This window comes from Mycobacterium sp. NGS27 (assembly GCF_059813005.1).
Map to the genome: position 1 here is coordinate 625,331 of NZ_JCALDT010000002.1, position 21,991 is coordinate 647,321.

The following is a 21,991-nucleotide window of genomic DNA, read 5'->3' on the forward strand; positions in this document are numbered from 1 at the left end:
TAGCTGGCACGGCATATTCTCCTGGAGATGCTCGCCGCGGGCTGAGTGCGCGAGGACGCGGCGGAAGACGTGCGTCTCGTCCAGTTCCCAGTCCTGGGTTTCGGTCAGATGGGGCCTATCGCGTGGGCGATAGCCCACACAGCGCCAAAGATAAGTAGCGAGAGCGGCCCGGAGAGGCTGCCGATGAGCATGCCGCGCCCGATCTGACCAGTTGTTCCCGGAGCCTGCATGACCACAGCTGAGATCGCCATGTAAATCAATACGACCGGCAGCACGAAGACGATTGAATACGGCATGAAAAGCCACGTGGTGAACTCGACGATGAGAACGTGAAGAATTGCAACCACGAAAGCGACCGGGCCATAACGCGGTTTCGATACCTGGACCATCGATTCGTCGGCCAACACAAGACCTTTCAGCGCAAGACTAGATAGGCGTAGACAATCCCACCGATAAGCACAGTGGCGGACGATCCCGCAATGCTAAGCGCAAGACCGTGATTGCGCGGCGACGACGACCTCAGGAACGCGACGCTGACTAGCAGCGCTGCCAAGGTCGTAACGCCGGTCGAAGCCAGCATCCATGCTCGCTCACCGGCGAACGCACTATGCGTTTCGAACGGCCACTTGCCCAGCAACCACATCGTGGCAAGCAGCAATCCCAAGACTATCTGCACGACGACTGGCGCAGACAATGTCGCCACGCGCCATGCGCCTGAGTCCAGCTCACCAACTCGAAGTAAAGACCGCATCTTCTGTTGCTTTCAATAATCCATGGTCATGCGGGAACCGCAGTTCCGGTAGGCAAGGGAGGCACCGACGGTATGTCGATAACCGGGCCAAAGTCAGTCGCAGGCAAAGGAGCCGGCACATCGTATTTCGTGTTCCAGCCACCTGTGTCGAACGGTGCGAACGCCTTTCCGCCGAGGGGGCCGACGTCGTGATGGCCGGGCAGATTGAACGCCGGCCCCCAGGATCGGCCGGATTTGGCGGGGTCGATCAGTACTGTGCGGGTGCCGCCGTTGGGCATGTCCTGATACACCTCCAAGGACGGATAGTCGGTGCGCGTTCCGTTAACCTGCACACCTCCTGGCCCGGGCGAGAAAACGAGGTCGCCGTTGACCGTTACTGTATGGCCCGCGAACGGGCCCGTGGGATCTCCGGTGATTACAGGAGCAAAAGGGTTGCCCGCGTCGTATTTGATCCGAACGGATCCATCTGGAAGTTGCGTCACGCTGCCTTTGGGTATGCCGACCTTCACCCGGCCGGGCCCGCCGGTGGAATTCTCCTCGACGGAAGGATTCTGCCGTAACACGACGATGCCGTTCTCGTAGTCGATGTATGTGGTGACCTTGGTGTCTTCCGGGTCGAAGTTTGCATTAGGTCCTCGGTTGTTCCCAAGGTCTCGCTTCCATGGCGGAAAGCTGGTCACGTCGCGTTGTTCGATCCACTGCGAGACACGGACCACTCCCTGCCCGGGTACGGGGCGGATCCTGACCACACGGATCTCCGATTTGGCGCCGTTGAACTTGGGGTCATAGGTCTGCGAATCCAGCGCGGCCGCTGTCTCCCAGTCGGCGTCCGAAGATGGTTCACGGCCAAAGACCTGTTTGAAGGCCTCAATCTGGTTATGACGACGCTGGTCCTGCGAGGGCGATTCCGGAACATCGCCGTCAAATGCTTGGATCGGCGGGTCGTACCCGTCCTGCTTACCCAGGTTGGCGATCGAAGCGTGCAGCTGATGAGAATATTGATCGCGAATTCGCGTCAGATTGCTTACCGACGCCTTGGTGTCATCGATCGCGTGCTTCTCGAGTCCGTCGATGTAGTGATCCAGCAACTGCCTCTCCGAAGCCGTCAACTGAGCGTTCTTCTCCAGCTCGACCGCCTCGCCGATTTGATCGTCGTGATCTTGCAGCGCTCCTTCAAGCGACGAAATCTCGCCCTTTCCCGATCGTTGGGCCTCGGCCAGGGAGGCCGCGACGTTCTCGAGATCCGCGCCGATTCTGGGCAACTGAGCTGCTTGTACCCCGAGCGCGTTCGTGGCCCGCTGTACCTCGGCCGAGTCGTTGATCGGGTTCTCGCCGTTCTCGCGTGTCCAGGCTTTGTCGAAGCGACTCCGCGCCAGGTTGAATGCGGCTTCCGCTTCGCCTGTGGATCGCCCCGCGTCATGAAACGCTTTTGCGAGATTCGAGATCTGGGCCGGCCGCCCGCTCTGCAATGTGGCATTGATCTTCCACGGGTCTCCGCCCGCGAACATGATCAGTGCGCCCTTGCTTATGTATCGGAGATGCACCGCATCGTCCCGCCGCCAACCCTTCTTGTCGCACGTAACGGTACTGACGCGCCACGCCGGGTCAATTCACCTTTGGTGACGTGCGAGGCTCCTCACACGGGCATTTCGCGAGCGGCCGACTAGGCTGATCGAACGTGCCAGACGCCGCCCAGGATGCCGACCTGCTGACCGCCGCCGCGGTCGCCCTGAATCGGCATGCGCCCGTGCTGGCCGAGCTCGGCTCCGCTTTCGCCGCCGCCGGCCACGAGCTCTACCTCGTCGGCGGTTCGGTACGAGACGCGTTGTTGGGCAGGTTGAGTCCCGACCTGGATTTCACCACCGACGCACGCCCCGAGCAGGTGCAACAGATCCTGCGTCGGTGGGCCGACAACATATGGGACACCGGGATCGAATTCGGGACCGTTGGTGTCGGTAAGGGCGAGCACCGCCTGGAGATCACCACTTTTCGCGCCGACACCTACGACCAGGTGTCCCGCAATCCCGAGGTGCGATTCGGCGACCGCCTGGAGGACGATCTGGTGCGGCGCGATTTCACGGCCAACGCGATGGCCGTGCGGATCTCGCCAGAGGGGCCGGGCGAATTCTTGGATCCGCTGGGCGGTTTGGCGGCGCTGCGCGCGCGGGTGCTGGACACGCCTGCCGCGCCGGAGGTGTCCTTCGGCGACGACCCATTGCGGATGTTGCGCGCGGCGCGGTTCGTCTCACAGCTCGGCTTCGGCGTTGCACCGCGAGTGCGAGACGCGATCGATCAGATGGCCCCGCAGCTGGCGCGCATCAGCGCCGAACGAGTAGCCACCGAACTGGACAAACTGGTGCTCGGCGACGACCCAACGGCCGGCATCGATCTGCTGGTGCAGACCGGCATGGGTGAGGTGGTGCTGCCCGAGGTCGGCGGCATGCGGATGGCCATCGATGAACACCACCAACACAAGGACGTCTACGAGCACTCGTTGACGGTGCTGCGCCAGGCGATCGCCTTGGAGGACGACGGCCCGGACTTGGTACTGCGTTGGGCCGCGCTGCTGCACGACATCGGCAAGCCCGCGACTCGGCGCCACGAAGCCAACGGCGGCGTGAGTTTTCATCACCATGAAGTCGTCGGCGCCAAGATGGTGCGAAAGCGCTTGCGGGCGTTGAAGTATTCCAAGCAGATGGTCGAGGACGTTTCGCAACTGGTGTATCTGCATCTGCGGTTTCATGGCTACGGCGACGGGAAGTGGACCGATTCCGCCGTCCGGCGCTACGTCACCGACGCCGGCCCGCTGCTACCCCGACTGCACAAGCTGGTGCGAGCCGATTGCACGACCCGCAACAAGCGCCGCGCCGCGCGGCTGCAGGCCAGCTACGACCGGCTCGAGACGCGGATCGCCGAGCTGGCCGCCCAGGAGGATCTGGCGCGGGTACGCCCCGACTTGGACGGCAACGAGATCATGGAGTTGCTCGGCATCCCGGCCGGCCCCCAGGTCGGCGAGGCATGGCGGTTCTTAAAGGAGCTCCGGTTGGAGCGCGGACCGCTGGACAACGACGAGGCGACCGCAGAGTTGTTGGCGTGGTGGAAGTCTCGGGGGAACGAGTAGCGGCAGCCACGCGTCCGAATATGCATGGACTACTGCATGGCTGGTGATAACGGCGCCGCCTTCTGGCACGGGCAACCCGACCTCGATCTGGACCACGACGGGCGCTTCGAATCGATCGGACTGGATTTCGACCACGACGGATTACGCGACGACGCCCTCGCCGATCTCGACGGCGACGGCATCGTGGATCACTCTGTGCTGGATATCGACAACGACGGTACCCCCGAGGCGTACTTCACCGACGACGGATCCGGGACATGGGCGGTGGCCATGGACCGCGGCGGCCAGCTGCGCTGGTTCGGCCTCGATGGTGTCGAACACACCGGCGGCCCCCTGGTCGACTTCGACGCGCACGGGCGTGCCGACGCCCGCCTCGTCGATACCGATGGCAACGGGTTGGCGGACCGCGTCTTGCGTTCCGACGAAAACGGCGTGACCGGCTATGTCGACACCGACGGCGACGGCAAATGGAATGTGCGGCTGACCGATTCGGATGGCGACGGCCTCGCCGACGGTGCGAGTTCGCTCTGAGGGTGGCGCTGGCCTAGCGACGGCGCGATGTTATTGCGCCACATAAGCATTCCACTTCTCGTCGCCGAAGCCGGCGGAGATCCCTGGTCGACCGATGCCAGCGTGCAAGCGGGCCGCCCAGCACAGATCTCGTCGTTGGCGCGGGCGTTCCGCGACGCCGGAGCGAGCACGTCGGAGGCGGTCGTTGCCTTCGAGGCCGCTCGCCGTCGCTTCGAAGCGTCGTGGAACCGCCAGAACAGCGAGCACCCGATCAACGACGCCGATGAGGTAGAGCGCGTGACCCGGTCGTTGGGTCTGCAGGCCGAGCGATTGCCCATGATCGCAGTCGAATTGGAGACTATTGCCGCAGCGTTGGCCGAGGCTCAGCGAGCCTCCGCGTGGTACCTCGCCGCACTGGAGTACGACCTGGAAGTCATCGACGACGAGCTCTGCGACGCCCTCGCAGACAACGACCACTGCGCGGCCGACGATCTGCGCGTCGAGGCGGTTACCGAAACGAAAGCGATAGTGCTGGTACTCCGGCAGGTTCGCGATCGGTATTCGGTCAGCCTTGCGGCCGCGTTAGGGGATCTCCGCGTCGAGGGGGTCGACCCGGCAGACATTCAAAGCGTCGACGAACTATCGATTCCGTGGGCGGGCAGCAGCTCAGAGGAGGGCAGGCGATGGTGGGAATCGTTGAATGCCAACCAAAAGCGGCTGCTGATAGACCAGCACCCGCGCGAGTTAGGCAACATGAACGGCATACCGGCCGACGCGCGTGACGCGGTGAACCAGGCGGCGATGAAGGACGACCTGCGCAAGGTCGAAGACGCCGCCCGTCAGCGCGGGCTGGTGCCCTCGGCGCTCCGCGAGGACGCGCTCAACAACCGGAAGTCGGATGTGTTCACCGACCCCGGCGATTACGGGTTGTGCGCCACCGACATTTCGCGATACCAGAACGCGGTGAAAACGAACGACTTTCTCGAGCGCGACAAAAGGTCCGATCTGCCGGAGGGGCACCCGGTCATGCTGTGGGCCTACGACCCGCTGGCTTTCAACGGCAAGGGCAGGGCGGCCATCGCGATCGGCAACCCGGACAAGTCTCGCAACACGGCGGTCATCGTCCCGGGCACCAACAGCAGCGTGCGGGGAGGGTGGATGTCCGACGGGACCGACGACGCGATCAACCTTTACGAACAGTCAATGAAAGCCGACCCCAGCCACTCGACGGCGGTGCTGGCCTGGATGGGTTACGACGCACCCGAATTCGGCCAACCGCATTGGCAGCAGGCCATCACCGATCCCGCGGAATTGGAGCAGGTTGGCACCCCCTGGCGGGCGAGGCAAGCAGGGGCGCTGCTGGCCGCGGATGTCAACGGCCTAGCCGCGACACATGAGTCGTCGTTCCCGTCGCATGTGACGGTTCTTGGACATTCCTACGGTGCCACCACCGTTGCCGATGCGTTTGCGAACAGCGGCCTGCGCACCAACGATGCTGTGCTAACCGGTTGCCCAGGAACCGATTTGGCGCATCGCGCCGCGGACTTCTCTCTCAACGGCGGCAGACTGTATGTGGGCGCCGCGTCGACCGATGCGATCAGCTGGATCGGTGAGACGGGTGGCGGCCTCCCGAACGGACTGAACGAGACGCTAGGCGGGCCGGTGGGACCGTTGGCAGGGCTGGGCAGCGACCCGGCGCACGCGGGATTTGGGGCGGTGCGGTTCCGTGCCGAAGTCGCGGGCTCGCACAGCGTCATGCCCTGGTTCACCGACCATTCGCGCTATTACGACGTGGGCAGCGAATCGCTGCACAACCTCACCGAGATCGTCGTCGGGCACGGCGATCGGCTGGCCGGCGAGGGCATGCTGGCGCCGGACCGGGCCGCAGCGCGCATCGCCCTTCCTTTCCAGTTACACACCCCCTTGGGCACGGTTTCGCTGCCGCATGTCGAAATCCAGGTGCCCGTGACTGTCGATCCGGAATGGGATCGGCCCGCGCGATCGGTCACCAATGGCCATGGTTTCTAGGTGTCCTCGTGCTGGCGGCTCCGCCTGGTCCGTGGGTGAATTGACCACCCCCGAAGCCGCATTTAGCCTGATCGAAAGGCGTACGCAGCGTCGAGACCGTTTATCGCATCAGATCGGAAGGAGTGCCAGTGTTCGTCGATACGGATCTTTTGCATTCCGGAGGCAATCAGTCCCACCGCGCAGGAGGGCACGCCCAGGACGGGGCGGATCAGTTGGCTGGCGGAACAGTGGCAGCGGGGATGTTCGGTGAGTTCGCTGCGGCCGACGCCTTTCACGGCGCGGTCTCGGCCGCGCACGGTCAGCATGTGAAAACCCTGCAGGCCCATAGTGAGACGCTCACGGGTGTCGGCACCAAGGCGCACCACGCGGCCAAGGGGTTCACCAACATGGACGACAACAACGCCGACGACATGAAGGCGTTGCGACCGAGTTCTGGTCCCTCTGTACAGAGCGTGTAGAGAGTGCCGTGACGGAGGACCCAGCTTCGCTTCTGGGTGGGCCCTATGTTGGTCCACCGGTCCGGCAGCCGACCTAGCGGCCGCAAAGCGGCGGTATTGCTCGTATCTCGGTTAGCTGTTGAACTATGGAAGCAAATTCGAGACGGTCTCGAAAGCGCGGGCAATCATGAGGAGGACGCATGGTGGGGGATCTGCCTCCAGCTCCCGAGGAGAGGCCGGCCGCCGGCCCGCCGCCAGGCCCCACGCCTTGGGCTCCAGTCTTTCCCACGCAGCCATCGGCGCGCCCTCGGGCATGGCCAGCTATCGTCTTAGCCGCGATTGCCGTCCTGCTGGGCATCGCGGCCCTCGTTGTCGCATTAACGCGGCCTGGGACTAGTCAGTCAGTTGCATCCTCAACCAGGTCGACCACAGCGTCATACACCGCGGACCAAACTGCGGCTGCGCACCAGCAGCTGTGTGACACGTACAAGCTGGCCGCACGCTCGGTTCAAATAGAGACAAATGGGAACGACCGGGCAGCGGCTGGTGTCGCCGGAGTTAATGCCGCAGTGATGCTTGAACAGGTAGTGAATGAGGCTCCCGCGATCCCGCCTGGTGACCGAGCTGTCGCCCTGGCATTGGCAGCGGCATACACCAAAGCCACGGCGATGGGAAGTTCGCTCCAGCGCGATGACCCCGCTTTCAATTCGGAGGTCGACGATGTCAACGCGAAGGATGCTGCAATGAAGAAGGTATGCGGCGTATGACGTGCTTCCGCGCGGCATCCTTCTCGAGATATTGGCTGGAAGAATAGCGATGTTGCTACCGATACACAGTTTCACGGCTGGTCTGACGGCCTCCACGCAAAAAAATGCCGCCATGAAGGGTTAATGCGCGGCACTTCAACTCTGTCCGCGACATCAGCCACCCGCGTCGGATCGGTTGGGTTGGCTCCTTGCGACGGCGCCCCATGACCATGCATGCGTGGCGCTACCGCGATGCTCAGTGGATCAGTCGAATCAGCAGCATAATGGGCTGGATCCGTGACGAGTTGCCGAGTCGAGCGCTGGCAGGATCCTTCGCCGAATGGTCGTAGGTCTGATGCGAAATGGCGGCATACGGTCTTCGATGTCCAGGTCGGCGAAGCGGATTGCCGCACAGTGAATTGCTCGACCTCCCCCTGCCTGCTCCACTATTGATGGGGAGGGAAGTCGCGGAACGACCCATGTGGTACCGCATACGGGCTTGCTGGCAGGAGGAGGACGTGGTGGGAGATTTGCCTTCGAGCCATGGTGAAGGGTCGCCTGTCCCGCCCGCAGGAAGTTGCCCACCACCGCATCTCCCGCAACCAATATCGCGTCCACGCCCACGGATGGTGCTAGCTGGAATGGTGACCGCCGCAGTGGCTGTTGCTGCGTTATTCGTGGCACTAATGCGACCGACGGCTTCCCATTCGTCAGCCAACGCCACAACGACGCCCAGTTATACGCCGGCGGAGATTGCCGCCGCGCAACAGCGACTGTGCGATATGTACAAGTTGGCGGCCCAATCCGTGCAAGTCGACACCGCCGGTACAGACAAGGCGCTCGCTCGCATCGCAACCACTAATGGGGCCCTGATGCTCGACATGGGGGCGAACAATCCGGCCCTCGATACCAACCACCGCGACACCGCACGCGCCCTAGAGTCGGCTTACCTCACAGTTACGGCAAAGAGTAGTTATGGTGTCGCAACTGACGCAGAATTTCAGTCGGCGCTCGAGGATGTCCTGGCCAAAGATGCCGTAATGAAGAAGGTGTGCGGTGGCGGTTGATCTTCCGCCTGGTAAGTGGTCAGCTGCGCTCGTCGGTGCGTGGTGGCCAGCGCCGTCAACGAATCTGCGCGCAGGCGCGCAACACTGGAGCCAGGCTTCTGCGGAGCAGCAAGGTTACTCGCAGCACCTGCGAAATCTTTGGACGAAAATCGCAGCCCACAACGAGGGCCACACGGCCGACGATCTTATTTCCCGATATCAACAGGGCGAGAAGTTTCACTTGGATCTCGCTGAGAAGTACCGGACGAAGGCGGCGGCCTTCAATTCAGGCGCGGACGCCATCGATTATTTGCGCAGCCGCCTGTCGGAGATAGCGAATACGGGCAATAAAGAGATAGATGACATCCTTGCTTCGAAGAAGCCGCCGCCCGAGCAGTTGGCGGAAGTGCAAGCTGTCCAGGCGCGTTGCAACGCCGATGCGGCGAACGCCAGCCGAGACGCGGTCGACAAACTTGTCGCCGCCACGCAGAAGATCCTTGATACCGAAGGCGGGGGGGATGCTCGGAGTTGGGCTCTAGCAAACGGGTTTGATGTTGGTGATGCCAAGCCGCCGAGCCCGATTAGCGCGAAGGATCTGGAAACACCGCCTCCGGCATATGGTCATAACTTCGGACAGAACGGGGAGGTTCCGGGGAGTGGTGGTCCGGGCGCATCGCCAGCCGGCTACGGGCATAACGCCGGACAGGGTGCGTTAGTGCCGGGAAGCGGCGGTCCGGGGGCCTCGCCGGCCGGGTATGGGCACGGTTTCGGGCAGGGGGCGTCGGTGCCGGGCGGCGGGCCAGCGCCAGGTGCGCCACCAGCAGCCCCCACAACAGGCGTCCATATGCCCACCACCGGCGGATCGGCATCACCCGCAATGCCTGGCGCCCCCAGCGCGGCGCCAGTGCCAGCTTCACCTGTCGGCATGGGGCAGGGCCTCCAACCCGGAATAGGACAAGCCTTCACATCCGGCTTAGCGACCGGCCAGTCGACAGGGCCTGGCGGGCAAGCGTTTACGGCGGGGCCGCTCCAAGCGATGGAGGCTGGCGGGCCTCAAACTCCTCCGGCGGCACCGTCGGTGACACCGACCGTGCCCAGTGCGGGAGCATTCATCCCAACGGGCACACCGGTCGACGCGCCACCGCCGCCGGCACCCGCGCCAGTAGCCACCGGAGGAGGCACACCAGTTGCGCCCGTAATGACCGCCAGCTCATGGTCGTCGCCCGCACCGACCCTCGGCGGCACCTCGTCCATTCCCACTGGTTCGCTGCCCGCCTACGGTTCCGACCTACGCCCGCCAGTGGTGGCGCCCCCGTCGGTGCCTTCTGCGCCCTCCGGTCCCGTGTCGGGTGCGCCGGTAGCGTCTTCGCCAGCATCATCCCCCTCTGCGGGCGGGGCAGGCGGACCACTTATGTCTCCTGTGGAACGGACGGCCTCCGGGGCGGCCGCAGGCCCGGCCGGCGCGGGGTCATCCACGATGGTTGGCGCATCGGCAGCTTCAGCGGCGACGGGCGCGACCGCTGGCACCGTGTCCGCAAGGACGGCCGAGCAGCAGCGGTTACAGCGGCTGGTCGACGCGGTCGCGCGCCAGGAGCCGCGGCTGTCGTGGGCGGCGGGACTGCGGGACGACGGCACCACGACGCTGCTGGTTACTGACCTCGCCGGCGGTTGGATTCCACCCCACGTCCGGTTGCCCGCGCACGTGACCCTGCTCGAACCCACGGCGCGGCGTCATGATGCCAATGTCGTGGATTTGCTGGGCGCCGTCACGGTCGCGGCTGCCCACCACGCCAACACCTACGTCGGCGAGCCGGGTCCCGACGAGCCCGCGCTCAGCGGTGACCGGCCAGCCCGGTCGGCTGCGCCCCAAGTCGAAGAGCTGGGGCCAACCCTGGTTGATGCCGTGCGCCGCCGGGACGGCTTGCCACGTATCGCCCAGGCCGTCGCGGCGCCGGCAGTGCGGAAAACCGGTGTTCTGGACAGCGAAAGCGGGATGTTGCGCGAATGCGCCGCAGCAATCCAGCATTCGGTGCTCGCGGCCTATCCGAATCACGACCCAGCAGTGGTGGGAGATTGGATGCTCTTGGCGGCCATTGAGGCGCTGATCGATGGCCACGAGTACCTCGCGAACTATCATTTGGCGTGGTTTGACGCGATCAGTCGTCGGAGTCACTAGAGCCGATTTACGACCTGAATACCGATTTAGCGGCGCTGTGACAAAATAGTGCGACATAAGGGTGCCGTGGTGAGCGGCTCAAGCACTTGTGGGATCTGCGAATGGGGTGGAGGTGAGTTGTGGGCGGCGACCCGAAAACAAAATTCACACCCGGCTCGACGGTTGATCCAGTCCCTGTGCACCTGCCGGGTGCCGGTCCGCTTCCGCCCGGAGGCACCTCATTCGCCGACGGTTGGCAGGGGGTTTTAGGCGGAGCCGGAAACGCCGGCGTCCCCAAAGACGCTGCGGACGCAGCCGCGGCAGACGCGGATCGCCGCGCCCACGCCGCCGATGCGGAGGCCAAGTTCCCGGCCAACGAGGCAAATAGCCAGCAGGACATGCAAATGGTCCAGCAGATGCTGCAGAGCGTGACCGGTGCCATCGGTGGCGCGATCGGAGGCATCATGGGCCCGATGACGCAGCTGCCCCAACAGGCGATGCAGGCTGGTCAGAGTGCCCTTCAGCCGCTGATGAGCGCAATGCAGGGCGCCCACGGCGCGGGTCTTGCCGACAGCGCGCATCTGGTCGACAACGTCGGCAGCGGCGGTGGCTCCGGCCTGGGCGGTGGCTCGGGCTTAGGCGGCGGCGGTGGAGGCCTCGGGGGCGGCGGCACCACGCCGGCCAGCTCGCTGGGGCCACCGCCGGTGCCGACGTCGTCCCCGCCAACCACACCCGCGGGCGCCAAGGCGCCGATGATGCCGCCGACCGGTGGCATGCCCGCCATGCCCGGGCAATCCGGCATGACCGGCATGCCGATGATGCCACCGGGCGCGATGGGCGCCGGCGGCGAAGGCGGCAAGAAAGACAGCCCGGTCGAGAAGCGGGTGATGGCGCCCGGCGTGCCCAACGGCCAGCCGATCAAGGGCCGCTTGACGATTCCGCCGAACGCCCCGGGCAACAAATCCGGCGAGGCAAAGCCGACCGTCGTCACCAATAGGCCCAACCGCCGGATCGTGATCATGCCGTCCGAGGACGAGCCAAAGGAATAGCCGGGGAAACATCCCAGCCCACCGCAAGGTGACTGGTCGGAGGGGTTGCCCAGCAGTAAGGTCGCTACGTAATCGCGGTCGGCCGATCCCAACGCACGCACCAAGTTGGGTTGCCCGTTATTGACAGCAGAACTGTCGATACGTGCACTATTGGTACGTCTGCAGCGACCGCGCAATGCGCGGCCAGGAGTGTGTGGGAGTACTAGCGCGAAGTGTCCGGCAAGGATGCGGCGTCAAGAGGGCGCACAGGTGAATCACGGCGGGGAAGTCGGTGACCGATCCTCTGAAAATGCAAGCGGTCACGGCGTTGTCTCGCGCCCACAATCTGTTCGCGGGCTTCACCACCGACCACGGCATCGACGATGCACAGGCCCGCGCCGCGGCGCTCACGCATCGCACCGCTAGGCTGCCCAGCGCGGCAGCTACTCGGTCGGATACCTCAAGAAAGCGGTTGACACGGTCGGCCCATGCGGACCGGATGCTGGGGCAGATCATCACCGCGGCGCGGGTCGATCACACGCACAGCCACGCTGCGACGCGAACGGTGCTCGATGCCGCCTTAACCGACACGACACCGGCCGCCGATACACCGATGGGTCGACGCGAGGCAGAAGGCCGTATGGTGGCGCGGCTGCGGACCCAACATCGCCACGTCGCCGGATCGCGCCGGCGGGCGAAGCTGCTCGCGCGCAGACTGCGACGCTTGCACTACCTTGGGGGGCGGTCGATGCACCACAGCCAGGCCAGCGGACGCCCGGCCGTGTTGGCGGCCATCCGTAAAGCCTTGGACATCAAGGGCATTCACGACCCGGCGGCGCGCGCTCGCTGGGAACGCGGCATGGATCTGGTGGCCCGCCGCGAATCCAACTACAACGCCAACGCGGTTAACGACTGGGATTCCAACGCGGCCCGGGGCACACCGAGTAAGGGCGCCTGGCAATTCATCGCGCCGACCTTCGCGGCGTATCACCAGCCGGGGACCTCGCGCGACATCCACAATCTCGTAGCGCAGGCGTGTGCGTTCATCAACTATGCGATGGGCCGCTACGGGGTGGCAGTGGACGCCGCGAATTTGGCTGATCGGATTCAGCAGGCCGATCCTCTCCGAGCACCCAAGGGGTACTGAGCATGCCGCTGAGTTTGTCTAACCGCGACCAGAACTCCGGGCACCTGTTCTACAACCGGCGGCTGCGCGCGGCGACCACCCGTTTCTCGGTGCGCATGAAACACGACGACCGCAAGCAGACGGCCGCGCTGGTGTTGTCAGTACTTCTGGTGGCCATCGCGTCGGGCTGGATGCTGCTGCTGAATGTTCTGAAACCGACTGGCATCGTGGGTGATTCCGCGATCATCGGCGACCGCGATTCCGGGGCGCTCTACGCCAGGATCGACGGGCGGCTGTATCCGGTGCTGAATTTGACGTCCGCGCGGCTGGCCACTGGCACGGCGAATCAGCCGACATGGGTGAAACCGGCTGAGATAGCGAAGTATCCGACCGGGCCGCTGGTCGGTATCCCGGGTGCGCCGGCGGCCATGCCGGTTCATCGGGGGGCGACGTCGGCGTGGGCGGTGTGCGACACGGCGGGCCGACCGCGCAGCTCCGAGCGGCCGCTGGTGACTTCGATCGCCGGGCAGCTCGAGGGCTTCGACCGCGCCACACCGCTCAGTGATGACGCCGGGGTGTTGGTCACGTTCGAGGGCAATACCTATGTGATCTGGGGCGGAAAGCGCTCGCAGATCGATCCGTCGAACAGGGCGGTCACGCTGAGCCTGGGTCTGGACCCGGGAGTGACTCTGCCGGTGGAGATTTCGCGGGCCCTCCACGACGCGTTGCCGGCGACCGAACCGCTCGGTGTGCCCGCGGTGCCCCTGGCGGGCACGCCCTCGACGTGGGTGTCGGGCTCACAGGTCGGCGCGGTGCTGCAGGCCCAGACCGCCAGCGGCGGCAAGCAGTTCTACGTCCTGTTGCCCGACGGAGTGCAGAAGATCACCAGTTTCGTCGCCGACCTGTTGCGCAGCGCCAACTCGTACGGCTCCACGGCGCCCCGCGTCGTGGCTCCCGACGTTTTGGTCAACATCCCCGAGGTGTCCTCGCTCGCGGTGGACTACTACCCGACCAAGCGCCTGAATTTCATTGACACCGCCGCCGATCCGACCACCTGTGTCGGATGGGAGAAGGGCTCGACGGATCCGCAGGCGCGCGTTGTCGTCTACAACGGGCGCGGACTTCCCACACCGTCGTACCTGGACAACCGCATCGTTCACCTGGTGCGTGACGACCGCGACCCGGCCTCGGTGGTCGCCAACCAGGTGCTGGTGTTGCCGGGCGCGGCCAACTTCGTCACGTCGACCAGCGGCGTGGTCACCTCCGATTCCCGCGAATCGTTGTTCTGGGTCTCCGACAACGGGGTGCGGTTCGGCATCACCAATGACGACACGACGTTGCGCGCGCTCGGGCTCGATCCGGGATCGGCGGTCCAGGCCCCCTGGCCGCTGCTGCGGACCTTCGCCGCTGGCCCGGCGTTGTCAAGGGAGGCAGCGCTTTTGGCGCGGGACACCGTCCCGGCGCTCGGCAAGGTGGCTGTGGTGACGACATCGGCGAAGCCGGGAGGCTAGAGAATGTCCAAGAAAGCGTTCCCCATCAACCGCGTCAAGATCGAGCCGCCGAAACCCGTGCGGGTAGCGCCCAGCGCGCCTATCGCGCTGCCAGAACGCGAGCCGCGCAACATCTGGGTGATGATCGGGGTGCCCGCGCTGATCGTCGCGCTCATCGGCACCATCGTCATGCTCTACGTCTCGGGCGTGCGCAGCCTGACCACCGGCTTCTTCCCCCTGATGGGGATCGGCGCCTTCAGCATGCTGGCGTTCTCCGGCCGCTTCGGTCGTGCCCGCAAGATCACCTGGGGCGAAATGGAAAAGGGTCGTCGCCGCTATCTGCGTGACCTCGACGGCAACCGCGACGAGATCCAGACCGCGGTGTGTGCGCAACGCGAATGGCAGAACTCCGTGCACTCCGATCCGCGCGGGCTCGGCGCCATCATCGGCGGCCCCCGGATGTGGGAGCGCGGGCGCGGCGACGCCGACTTCCTGGAGGTGCGGCTCGGCACGGGCGTGCAGCACGCGCCGGACTCGGTGCTTTCGGTGACCTGGCCCGACATCGCCTCCGATGAGGAGCTCGAACCCGTCACCGGGCAGGCACTTCGCGATTTCATCCTGGAGCAGCGCAAGATTCGCGACATCGCCAAGGTGGTCAACCTGCGCTCGGCGCCCGGATTCAGCTTCGTCGGCGAGGATCTCGACCGGCTGCGGTCGCTGATGCGCTCGGTGCTGTGCTCCCTGGCGGTGTTCCACAACCCGCGCGACGTCAAGTTGTTGGTGGTAACCCGCAACCCCGAGGTGTGGTCGTGGATCGTCTGGCTGCCGCACAACCTGCACGACGAACTGTTCGACGCGTGCGGGTTTCGGCGCCTGATCTTCGCCACGCCCGAGGAACTCGAAGAGACCCTAGGTGCTGAGCTGCACATGAAGGGCAAGCGCGGCGCCTGGACGCCGCTGGCCGCGGCCAGCCCCACCGCGATGGGCTCGGCCCTGGAAACCGGCAGCGACACGGTCGATCTCGGCCCGCACCTGGTGATCATCGACGACAACACCGGCAGCCCCGACGCGTGGGAGAGCGTCGTCGGGCAGGTCGGCAAAGCGGGAATCACGTTGCTGCGCATCGCCTCACGCATCGGCACCGGCGTCGGCTTCGCCAATGACCAGGTTTTCGACCTCAGCGAACGGCACAGCTCACCCAACGGATCGGTCAACGGCGAAGTAGCCCTGCACCGCAACGGCTCCGACGCCGACGGCGAAGACGACCGCCCGGCGCCGCTGCTGCGGGTGCGCAACAAGTTCTTCGCCCACGCCGACCAACTGTCCGTGCACCGCGCCTACCGGTACGCGCGGGCGATGGCCCGCTGGTCGCCGACCAGCCGTAGCGAGATCGCCGACTCTGTCAGCGGCGCAACCGAACTCCTGCGGGCCCTGGGCATTAGCGACCCCCGAGACCTCGACGTCGACCGGCTGTGGGCCGAGCGGCGGGGACGCGGCGACGAGCGTTGGTGCGAGGTGCCCGTCGGCGCCAAACCCAACGGCGAGCTGCAGAACATCACCATCCGCGCCAAAGACTTCGGCGGCTTCGGGTTCCACTCCGTGGTCATCGGTACCAGTGGCTCGGGGAAGTCAGAGTTCTTCTTGTCGTTGGTCTACGGCATCGCGCTGACCCACTCCCCGGAGACGTTCAACGTCATCTTCGTCGACATGAAGTTCGAATCGGCAGCCCAGGATATTCTGGGCATTCCCCATGTGGTGGCCGCGCTGTCGAACCTCGGCAAGGACGAACGGCATTTGGCCGAGCGAATGCGCAGGGTCATCGACGGCGAGATCAAGCAACGCTACGAGCTGTTCACGTCGGTGGGCGCCCGCGACGCCAACGACTATGAAGAGATCCGGCTTGCCGGGCGCGATCTGCCCCCGGTGCCGGTCCTGCTCGTCATCGTCGACGAATATCTGGAGCTGTTCGCCAATCACGAGAAGTGGATCAATCTCATCATCCACATCGGCCAGGAGGGCCGCGGCGCGAACGTTTTCTTCATGCTGGGTGGGCAGCGGCTGGACCTGTCGTCGCTGCAAAAGGTCAAGTCCAACATCGCGTTCCGCATCGCGCTGCGCGCCGAGTCCGGTGACGACAGCCGCGAGGTGATCGGCTCGGACGCCGCCTACCACCTGCCGTCGAAGGAAAACGGCTTCGGTCTGCTCAAGGTGGGGCCGCGTGATCTCGAACCGTTCCGCTGCTTCTATCTCTCCGCCCCGTTCGTGGTGCCGAAGGCCAAGGAGGTCGCCACCACCGTCGACATGACGCTGACCAAGCCGCGGCTGTACAACTGGCAGTTCCAGCCGCTGGACGCCTCCGATGCCACCGCGCTGGAGGCGGCCGCGGCCGTCGACGCCGAACCCGACGAATTCCTCTACTACGACGACGGTTTCAAACGGAAGAAGATCGTCGACGTGCTGCGGGAGTCGCTGCACGAGGTGCCGCACCGCTCACCGCGCCGGCCGTGGCTGGAGCCGCTCGAGGAGCCCGAGTCCATCGACGCCCTGGTCGCGGGATACCGCGGCAAGCCCTGGCACGTCGACTACGGGCGCAACGCGGGGCTGATGTTCCCGGTCGGCGTCATGGACATCCCCGAAGAGTCGAAGCAGATTGTCCATGCGGTGGACGCGTTGCGCAGCAACGTGATCGTGGTGGGCGCCAAGCAGCGCGGCAAAACCACCACGCTGATGACGCTGATGTGCTCGGCCGCAACCATGTACAGCCCGTCGCGGGTGACGTTCTTCTGCATCGGCGGCGCGACCCTGGCCCAGGCCGCCTCGCTGCCCCATGTCACCGACATCGTCTCGCCGAAGGACGCTGAGGGCATCGAGCGCATTTTGAGCAGCATGGACGCGTTGATCGACGCCCGCGAGGACTCGTTCCGACGCCTCAAGATCGACCTCGACGGCTTCCGGGAACGCCGCTTCGCGCCGGGCAGTGACGGATTGGGCGGCACCGACGCCAACGACCCGTTCGGAGATGTCTTCGTGGTGGTCGATGACTACGACGACCTGTACTCGAAAGACACTGTGCTGGGCGACCGCATCATCTCGCTGAGCAGCCGCGGCCCCGAATACGGCGTGCACGTGATGTGCAGCGCCGGTGGGTGGATTCACGGCCAGCGGCAGAGCCTGCTGCAAAACGCCACGGCACGAATCCAATTGCGGTTGGCCGACCCCAGCGAGAGTCAGATGGGGCACTCGTCGCTGGAGTCACGCGACGCGGCGCGGCGGACGCTGAACCGGCCCGGCTTCGGCCTGACCGACAGCCTGCACGAACTGCGGGTGGGTGTTCCGGCCCTGACCGATCCGAACACCGGCGTGGTGGTGAGCATCGTCGACGTCGGGGCCCGCATCGCGGAGGTCGCCGGAGTCACCAAGCACGCCACCCTGCAGCGTCTGCCTCAGCGGGTGGCACTGAAGGCGATTCTGGAGTACGAGGCCGCACACCCCAGCGGCGAGGACCTCTCGCTCGCGTTCGCCATCGGTGAACGTCACGAGCTGGGGCCGGTGCCCATCAAGCTGCGCGAGAGCCCCGGATTGATGATTTTGGGACGGCAAGGGTGCGGAAAAACCATGTCGCTGGTCGCCATTGGCGAGGCGATCATGAACCGATTCAGCCCCGAGGAAGCGCAGCTGACGCTGATCGACCCCAAGACCGCACCGCACGGTCTGCGCGACCTGCACGGGCCCGGCTACGTCAGCGCCTACGCCTACGACCAGGACGAGATCGACGAGGTGATCACCGCGCTCGCACAGCAGGTCCTGCTGCCCCGGCTGCCTCCGAAAGGCCTGAGCCAGGAGGAGTTACGCGCACTCAAACCGTGGGAGGGCCCGCGGCACTTCGTCCTGATCGACGACATTCAGGACTTGCGTCCGGACCAAAGTTACCCGCCCAAACCTCCGGTGGGCGCCGCGCTGTGGAAGCTGATGGAGCGTGCGCGGCAGATCGGATTACACGTCTTCACCACGCGCAACAGCGCGAACTGGGCGACGCTGCAGATGGATCCGTGGATGCGTTTCCAGAACTCGGCGAAGGTGGCGCAGCTCTATATGGACAACGACCCGCAGAACCGGATCAACCGCAACGTCCGGGCCCAGACACTGCCGCCGGGGCGCGGCCTGCTGGTCAGCGTCGACGGAGACGTCGAAGGCGTACTGGTCGGACTGCCCTCATCTGTCATACCGCCCCAGCAGTAACCAGTTGCGGCTCAGGCGTTTTCGCCGATGGCGCGACGGTGCGGCGGGGGAGCGGACTCGGCCACCAGAACCACCGGCCCAACAGCGCCATGATCGACGGCACGATGAACGCTCGCACCACCAGCGTGTCCAGTAACAATCCGACCGCGATCGTCGTACCGATCTGGGCGATGCTGAGCACGCTGCTACTCAGCAGCGCCAGCATGGTCAGCCCGAAGATGACGCCGGCAATCGTGACCACCCCTCCGGTACCGCCAAACGCGCGGATGATGCCGGTCTTCAGGCCCGCCGCCGCTTCCTGTTTGATGCGCAACGCGAGCAGCAGGTTGTAATCCGCGCCGACGGCGATCAGCGCGATGAAGGCGATCGGCGCGACGGCCCAGTGCAAGTCATGATGAAGCAGGTGCTGCCAAATCAGCACGCTGGCACCGATGGCCGAAGCGTATGAAGTGACGACGGTCCCGACGACGACCAGTCCAGCGACGGGGCTGCGCAACATCGCGGTGACGATGAGGAAGATGAGGACCAGCGCGGCACCGACCAACAGCTCGGTGTCGCCGGCCACGAAGCGCTGTAGGTCGGCGGTCACCGGGCCCACTCCAGCCAGGTCGATCTCGGTCGGGGTGAGGGTGCCCTCCTTGGTGGCCTCGTCGATGGCGGCGCGCACCTGCCCCGCCCGTTTGGCACCGTCGGCGCCCCACTCCGACCCGTCGCCGTACACCAGCAGGTAAGCCGCACGCCCGTTTTCGGAGATGAGGTGGCTAAGCGCCGTGGTGTAGCGCGGGTCGGTCAACGCCCGCTGCGGCATGTAGAAGTCCCCTGCCGCGCTGCCCTGGAACTGCGTCGCGATCTCGTTCATGTAATCGGTCAACTGGCGCAGTTGCGGACCGAGCGTATCGGACAGACTCAGCAAGTCGCGGGTGGCCGAACGGGCTTGCCCCAGGGCGTCTTTCATCGACGCCACGCTCTGCGGCAGGGTGGCCATCGCGGCGGCGGCCGTGCTCGACCCGCTGGTGAGTTTCGCCGCGCCCGAGCCCAGCCGGGTAGACGTCTGCACCAGGCTATCGACGGGCTGGAGGACACGGTCCACCGTTGAGCAAATCGGATTGGTGGCGCAGTCGGGAGTGCGCTCGACGAAGTCCCGCAGCGGGTCAAGGTAACCCGATACCGTCGTGACATTGCTCTGCAGTCCGTCCATCCCGGCCCGCATGTCTTGCGCGGCGCCGGACATGTCGGCCAATCCGGCGCTGCCACCGCGCAATCCGTTGCCCAACCCGTCGACCGCGGCTTGGGTCCGCGCCAGCGCGCTGTCCAGCTCGGAAACCCGCTTGAGCCGCTGGGTCAGCGAATCCATGGTGTCACCGAACTGACGACCGAGCACACCGGCCTGATAGGTCAACGTCGCCTGTTCGGGCACCTTGCCGTCGGGACGGCTGGCGGACTGCACTGCACGCACACCCGGTACGGCCATGACGTGGCGGGTGATCCGTTCGATGGCGATCAGCCCGGCCGGGTTGCGCAGGTCGTGGTCGGCCTGGACGGCGATGACGTCGGGCAGCAGCGCGTTGGCCGCGAAATGCCGGTCGGCGCTGGCATAGCCACGGTTGGAGTCGGTGGCCGACGGCGTGGCCGCGGGTTCGTTGAAGCCGACCCGCATGCTCACCAACGGCAGCGCGACCAGCAGGGTCAACGCCAGCGCGGTGACCAGGATCGGGCCGGGCCAGCGGGCGACGGCCGTTCCGACCCGGCGCCAGCGCCGCGCGGTTTTCGACGGCCGCGGCTCGAGATACGCGCGCCGTATCGCCAGGCTCATCAGCGCGGGCGTCAAGGTCAGCGCCGCGACCATTGTCGCCAGAATGCCGATGGCGCAGGGCAATCCTGCGCTGCGGAAAGAGCCCACCTTCGCGAAGACCAGGCACGCCAGCGCCACCGACACGGTGAGCGCCGATCCGATCACCACGGGCGCGATGGACCGGTAGGCCTGCGTCAGCGCCTGGGCCGGAGCCACGCCGCGGCGCCGGCCTTCGTGGTAGCGGCCGACCAGGAAGATCGCATAGTCGGTTCCGGCTCCCAGCGTCATGGCCGCCATGAGCGCCACGGAAAACAGCGACACCTCAACCACATTGGATTGACCGAGCGCCGCGACGACGGCGCGGGCCAGCGCCAGGGCAAGTCCGACCGAGATCAGCGGGATCGCCGCCGCGACGGGTGATCGATAGACCACCAGCAGCAACAGCAGGATGAGGCCGATGGTGGCGGCGGTGATCCCGAGCATCTGCCGATCGATCGCGGAGAATTCGTCGACGATCGTGGCTCCGGGGCCCGTGACATGGACTGCCAGACCGGTAGGCGGTGACAGCTTATGGACGGTCCCGCGCACGGCGTTGATCGAATCGCGCGCCTGCGCGGTGCCGAGCATGCCGGCCAGCCGGACCATCACGCTGACGGCCTTGCCGTCCGAACTCTGCGCGCCCGCGGCCGTGGCCGGCTGCGACCACAGGTCTGTCACCGCATACACGTGGCGCTGATCCGAGCCCAACGCCGTCGTCAGCGCGTCGTAGAACTGGCGATCCTGCGGCGTCAGCCGCTGATCGCGTTCCAGCACAACGTAAACGAAGTTGTTGCTGGGCGTCTGGTTGAACAACTGTGCGGCCCGGGCGGCGGCCGTCGCGCTCGGCGCGCTGGGCGGCATGAAGGACCGGGCATGGGAGTCCACCACCCGCTCAAGTTGTGGCACCGCCACATTGGCGATTCCCGCCGCCAGCACCCAGAGGCCGACGATAAGGACCGCGTACCGGCTGGTCAATCGCGCAAGGCTGCCCATTCGGTCATGCAACGGTCTGCCGATCACCGTTGGGCCCGCCGAACAAGCCGACGGCCACGTGCTCACCGCGCGTAAGCGAGCGCACGCGCAGCGAGCGACGAGTGCCGATCTTCACCAACGCGTGCAGCCCGGCATGGGCGGCCTCGAGATCGGCACGCACCTGTTCGGCAGGCGCGCCCTCGTAGGCGGCCTGATCCAGCTTGGCCACCAGCATGGTGATCCAGCGTTGGCCGAGCGAGAGCATCAAGCCCTCCTGGTCGCCGAACAGCTCGGACACCTCGGATGAGTTGTCGATCAACGCAAGTGCCGCCTCGGGGTCCGTCTCGGCGGCGCGTATCACCTCGGCCATGAAGGCCATGCGGTCGTGCAGCAGTGTCCATGTCATGACTGAAACGCTAGGAAAGCAGCGGCCCGCGGCGCGTCGTGCCGAAGTGCAGTCTTTGTCTCCTACCACGGGCGGAGGCGGGTGCCGCCCGCAGGAGGATGTGAC

At 65.6% G+C, this 21,991-nt stretch carries 14 protein-coding genes; 10 read left to right on the plus strand and 4 right to left on the minus strand.

Annotation, left to right across the window (positions count from 1 at the left end; genetic code table 11):
* Positions 1-104 precede the first annotated feature (104 nt).
* Both AC5Y30_RS07585 and AC5Y30_RS07590 read right to left on the minus strand, forming a co-directional pair.
* Positions 105-407, minus strand: coding sequence for a hypothetical protein (locus AC5Y30_RS07585; protein WP_499917456.1), 303 nt, complete (start codon positions 405-407; stop codon positions 105-107).
* A 370-nt stretch (positions 408-777) separates the two neighbouring features.
* Positions 778-2,259, minus strand: coding sequence for a putative alpha/beta hydrolase (locus AC5Y30_RS07590; RefSeq protein WP_499917457.1), 1,482 nt, complete (start codon positions 2,257-2,259; stop codon positions 778-780).
* A gap of 170 nt (positions 2,260-2,429) precedes the next feature.
* Between AC5Y30_RS07590 and AC5Y30_RS07595 the strand changes: the two genes are divergently transcribed.
* The 10 genes from AC5Y30_RS07595 (at position 2,430) to eccCa (ending at position 18,677) form a co-directional block, all read left to right on the plus strand.
* Positions 2,430-3,872, plus strand: coding sequence for a CCA tRNA nucleotidyltransferase (locus tag AC5Y30_RS07595; protein ID WP_499917458.1), 1,443 nt, complete (start codon positions 2,430-2,432; stop codon positions 3,870-3,872).
* Positions 3,873-3,896: 24 nt separating this feature from the next.
* Positions 3,897-4,403 (plus strand): pullulanase, encoded by a 507-nt coding sequence (locus AC5Y30_RS07600; protein ID WP_499917459.1) that lies wholly within the window; start codon positions 3,897-3,899, stop codon positions 4,401-4,403.
* Positions 4,404-4,430: 27 nt separating this feature from the next.
* The gene (locus AC5Y30_RS07605) at positions 4,431-6,410 is read left to right on the plus strand and encodes a putative alpha/beta hydrolase (protein ID WP_499917460.1); all 1,980 of its coding nucleotides are present in this window, start codon (positions 4,431-4,433) and stop codon (positions 6,408-6,410) included.
* 122 nt (positions 6,411-6,532) lie between these two features.
* A complete protein-coding gene (locus AC5Y30_RS07610) occupies positions 6,533-6,868 on the plus strand; it encodes a DUF2563 family protein (protein ID WP_499917461.1) in 336 nt (111 codons plus the stop codon).
* 1,381 nt (positions 6,869-8,249) lie between these two features.
* Entirely contained in the window at positions 8,250-8,660 is a 411-nt protein-coding gene (locus AC5Y30_RS07615) for a hypothetical protein (protein ID WP_499917462.1), read from the plus strand.
* Between the two features lie 1,507 nt (positions 8,661-10,167).
* Positions 10,168-10,815 (plus strand): DUF5631 domain-containing protein, encoded by a 648-nt coding sequence (locus tag AC5Y30_RS07620; RefSeq protein WP_499917463.1) that lies wholly within the window; start codon positions 10,168-10,170, stop codon positions 10,813-10,815.
* 182 nt (positions 10,816-10,997) lie between these two features.
* Positions 10,998-11,843: a hypothetical protein gene (locus AC5Y30_RS07625; RefSeq protein WP_499917676.1), complete on the plus strand. Its 846-nt coding sequence runs from the start codon at positions 10,998-11,000 to the stop codon at positions 11,841-11,843.
* Positions 11,844-12,132: 289 nt separating this feature from the next.
* A complete protein-coding gene (locus tag AC5Y30_RS07630) occupies positions 12,133-12,969 on the plus strand; it encodes a transglycosylase SLT domain-containing protein (RefSeq protein WP_499917677.1) in 837 nt (278 codons plus the stop codon).
* A gap of 2 nt (positions 12,970-12,971) precedes the next feature.
* Positions 12,972-14,459: a type VII secretion protein EccB gene (eccB, locus tag AC5Y30_RS07635; protein ID WP_499917464.1), complete on the plus strand. Its 1,488-nt coding sequence runs from the start codon at positions 12,972-12,974 to the stop codon at positions 14,457-14,459.
* A 3-nt stretch (positions 14,460-14,462) separates the two neighbouring features.
* Positions 14,463-18,677, plus strand: a complete 4,215-nt coding sequence (eccCa, locus tag AC5Y30_RS07640) for a type VII secretion protein EccCa (RefSeq protein WP_499917465.1) — start codon at positions 14,463-14,465, stop codon at positions 18,675-18,677.
* Here eccCa and AC5Y30_RS07645 read toward each other — a convergent pair.
* Both AC5Y30_RS07645 and AC5Y30_RS07650 read right to left on the minus strand, forming a co-directional pair.
* Positions 18,658-21,513, minus strand: a complete 2,856-nt coding sequence (locus tag AC5Y30_RS07645; RefSeq protein WP_499917466.1) for an MMPL/RND family transporter — start codon at positions 21,511-21,513, stop codon at positions 18,658-18,660. The two genes, eccCa and AC5Y30_RS07645, sit on opposite strands and share 20 nt — an antisense overlap.
* Complete coding sequence (locus AC5Y30_RS07650; RefSeq protein WP_499917467.1) at positions 21,506-21,886, minus strand: hypothetical protein; 381 nt, start codon at positions 21,884-21,886, stop codon at positions 21,506-21,508. The genes AC5Y30_RS07645 and AC5Y30_RS07650 overlap by 8 nt, the downstream gene beginning before the upstream one ends.
* Positions 21,887-21,991: the final 105 nt, after the last annotated feature.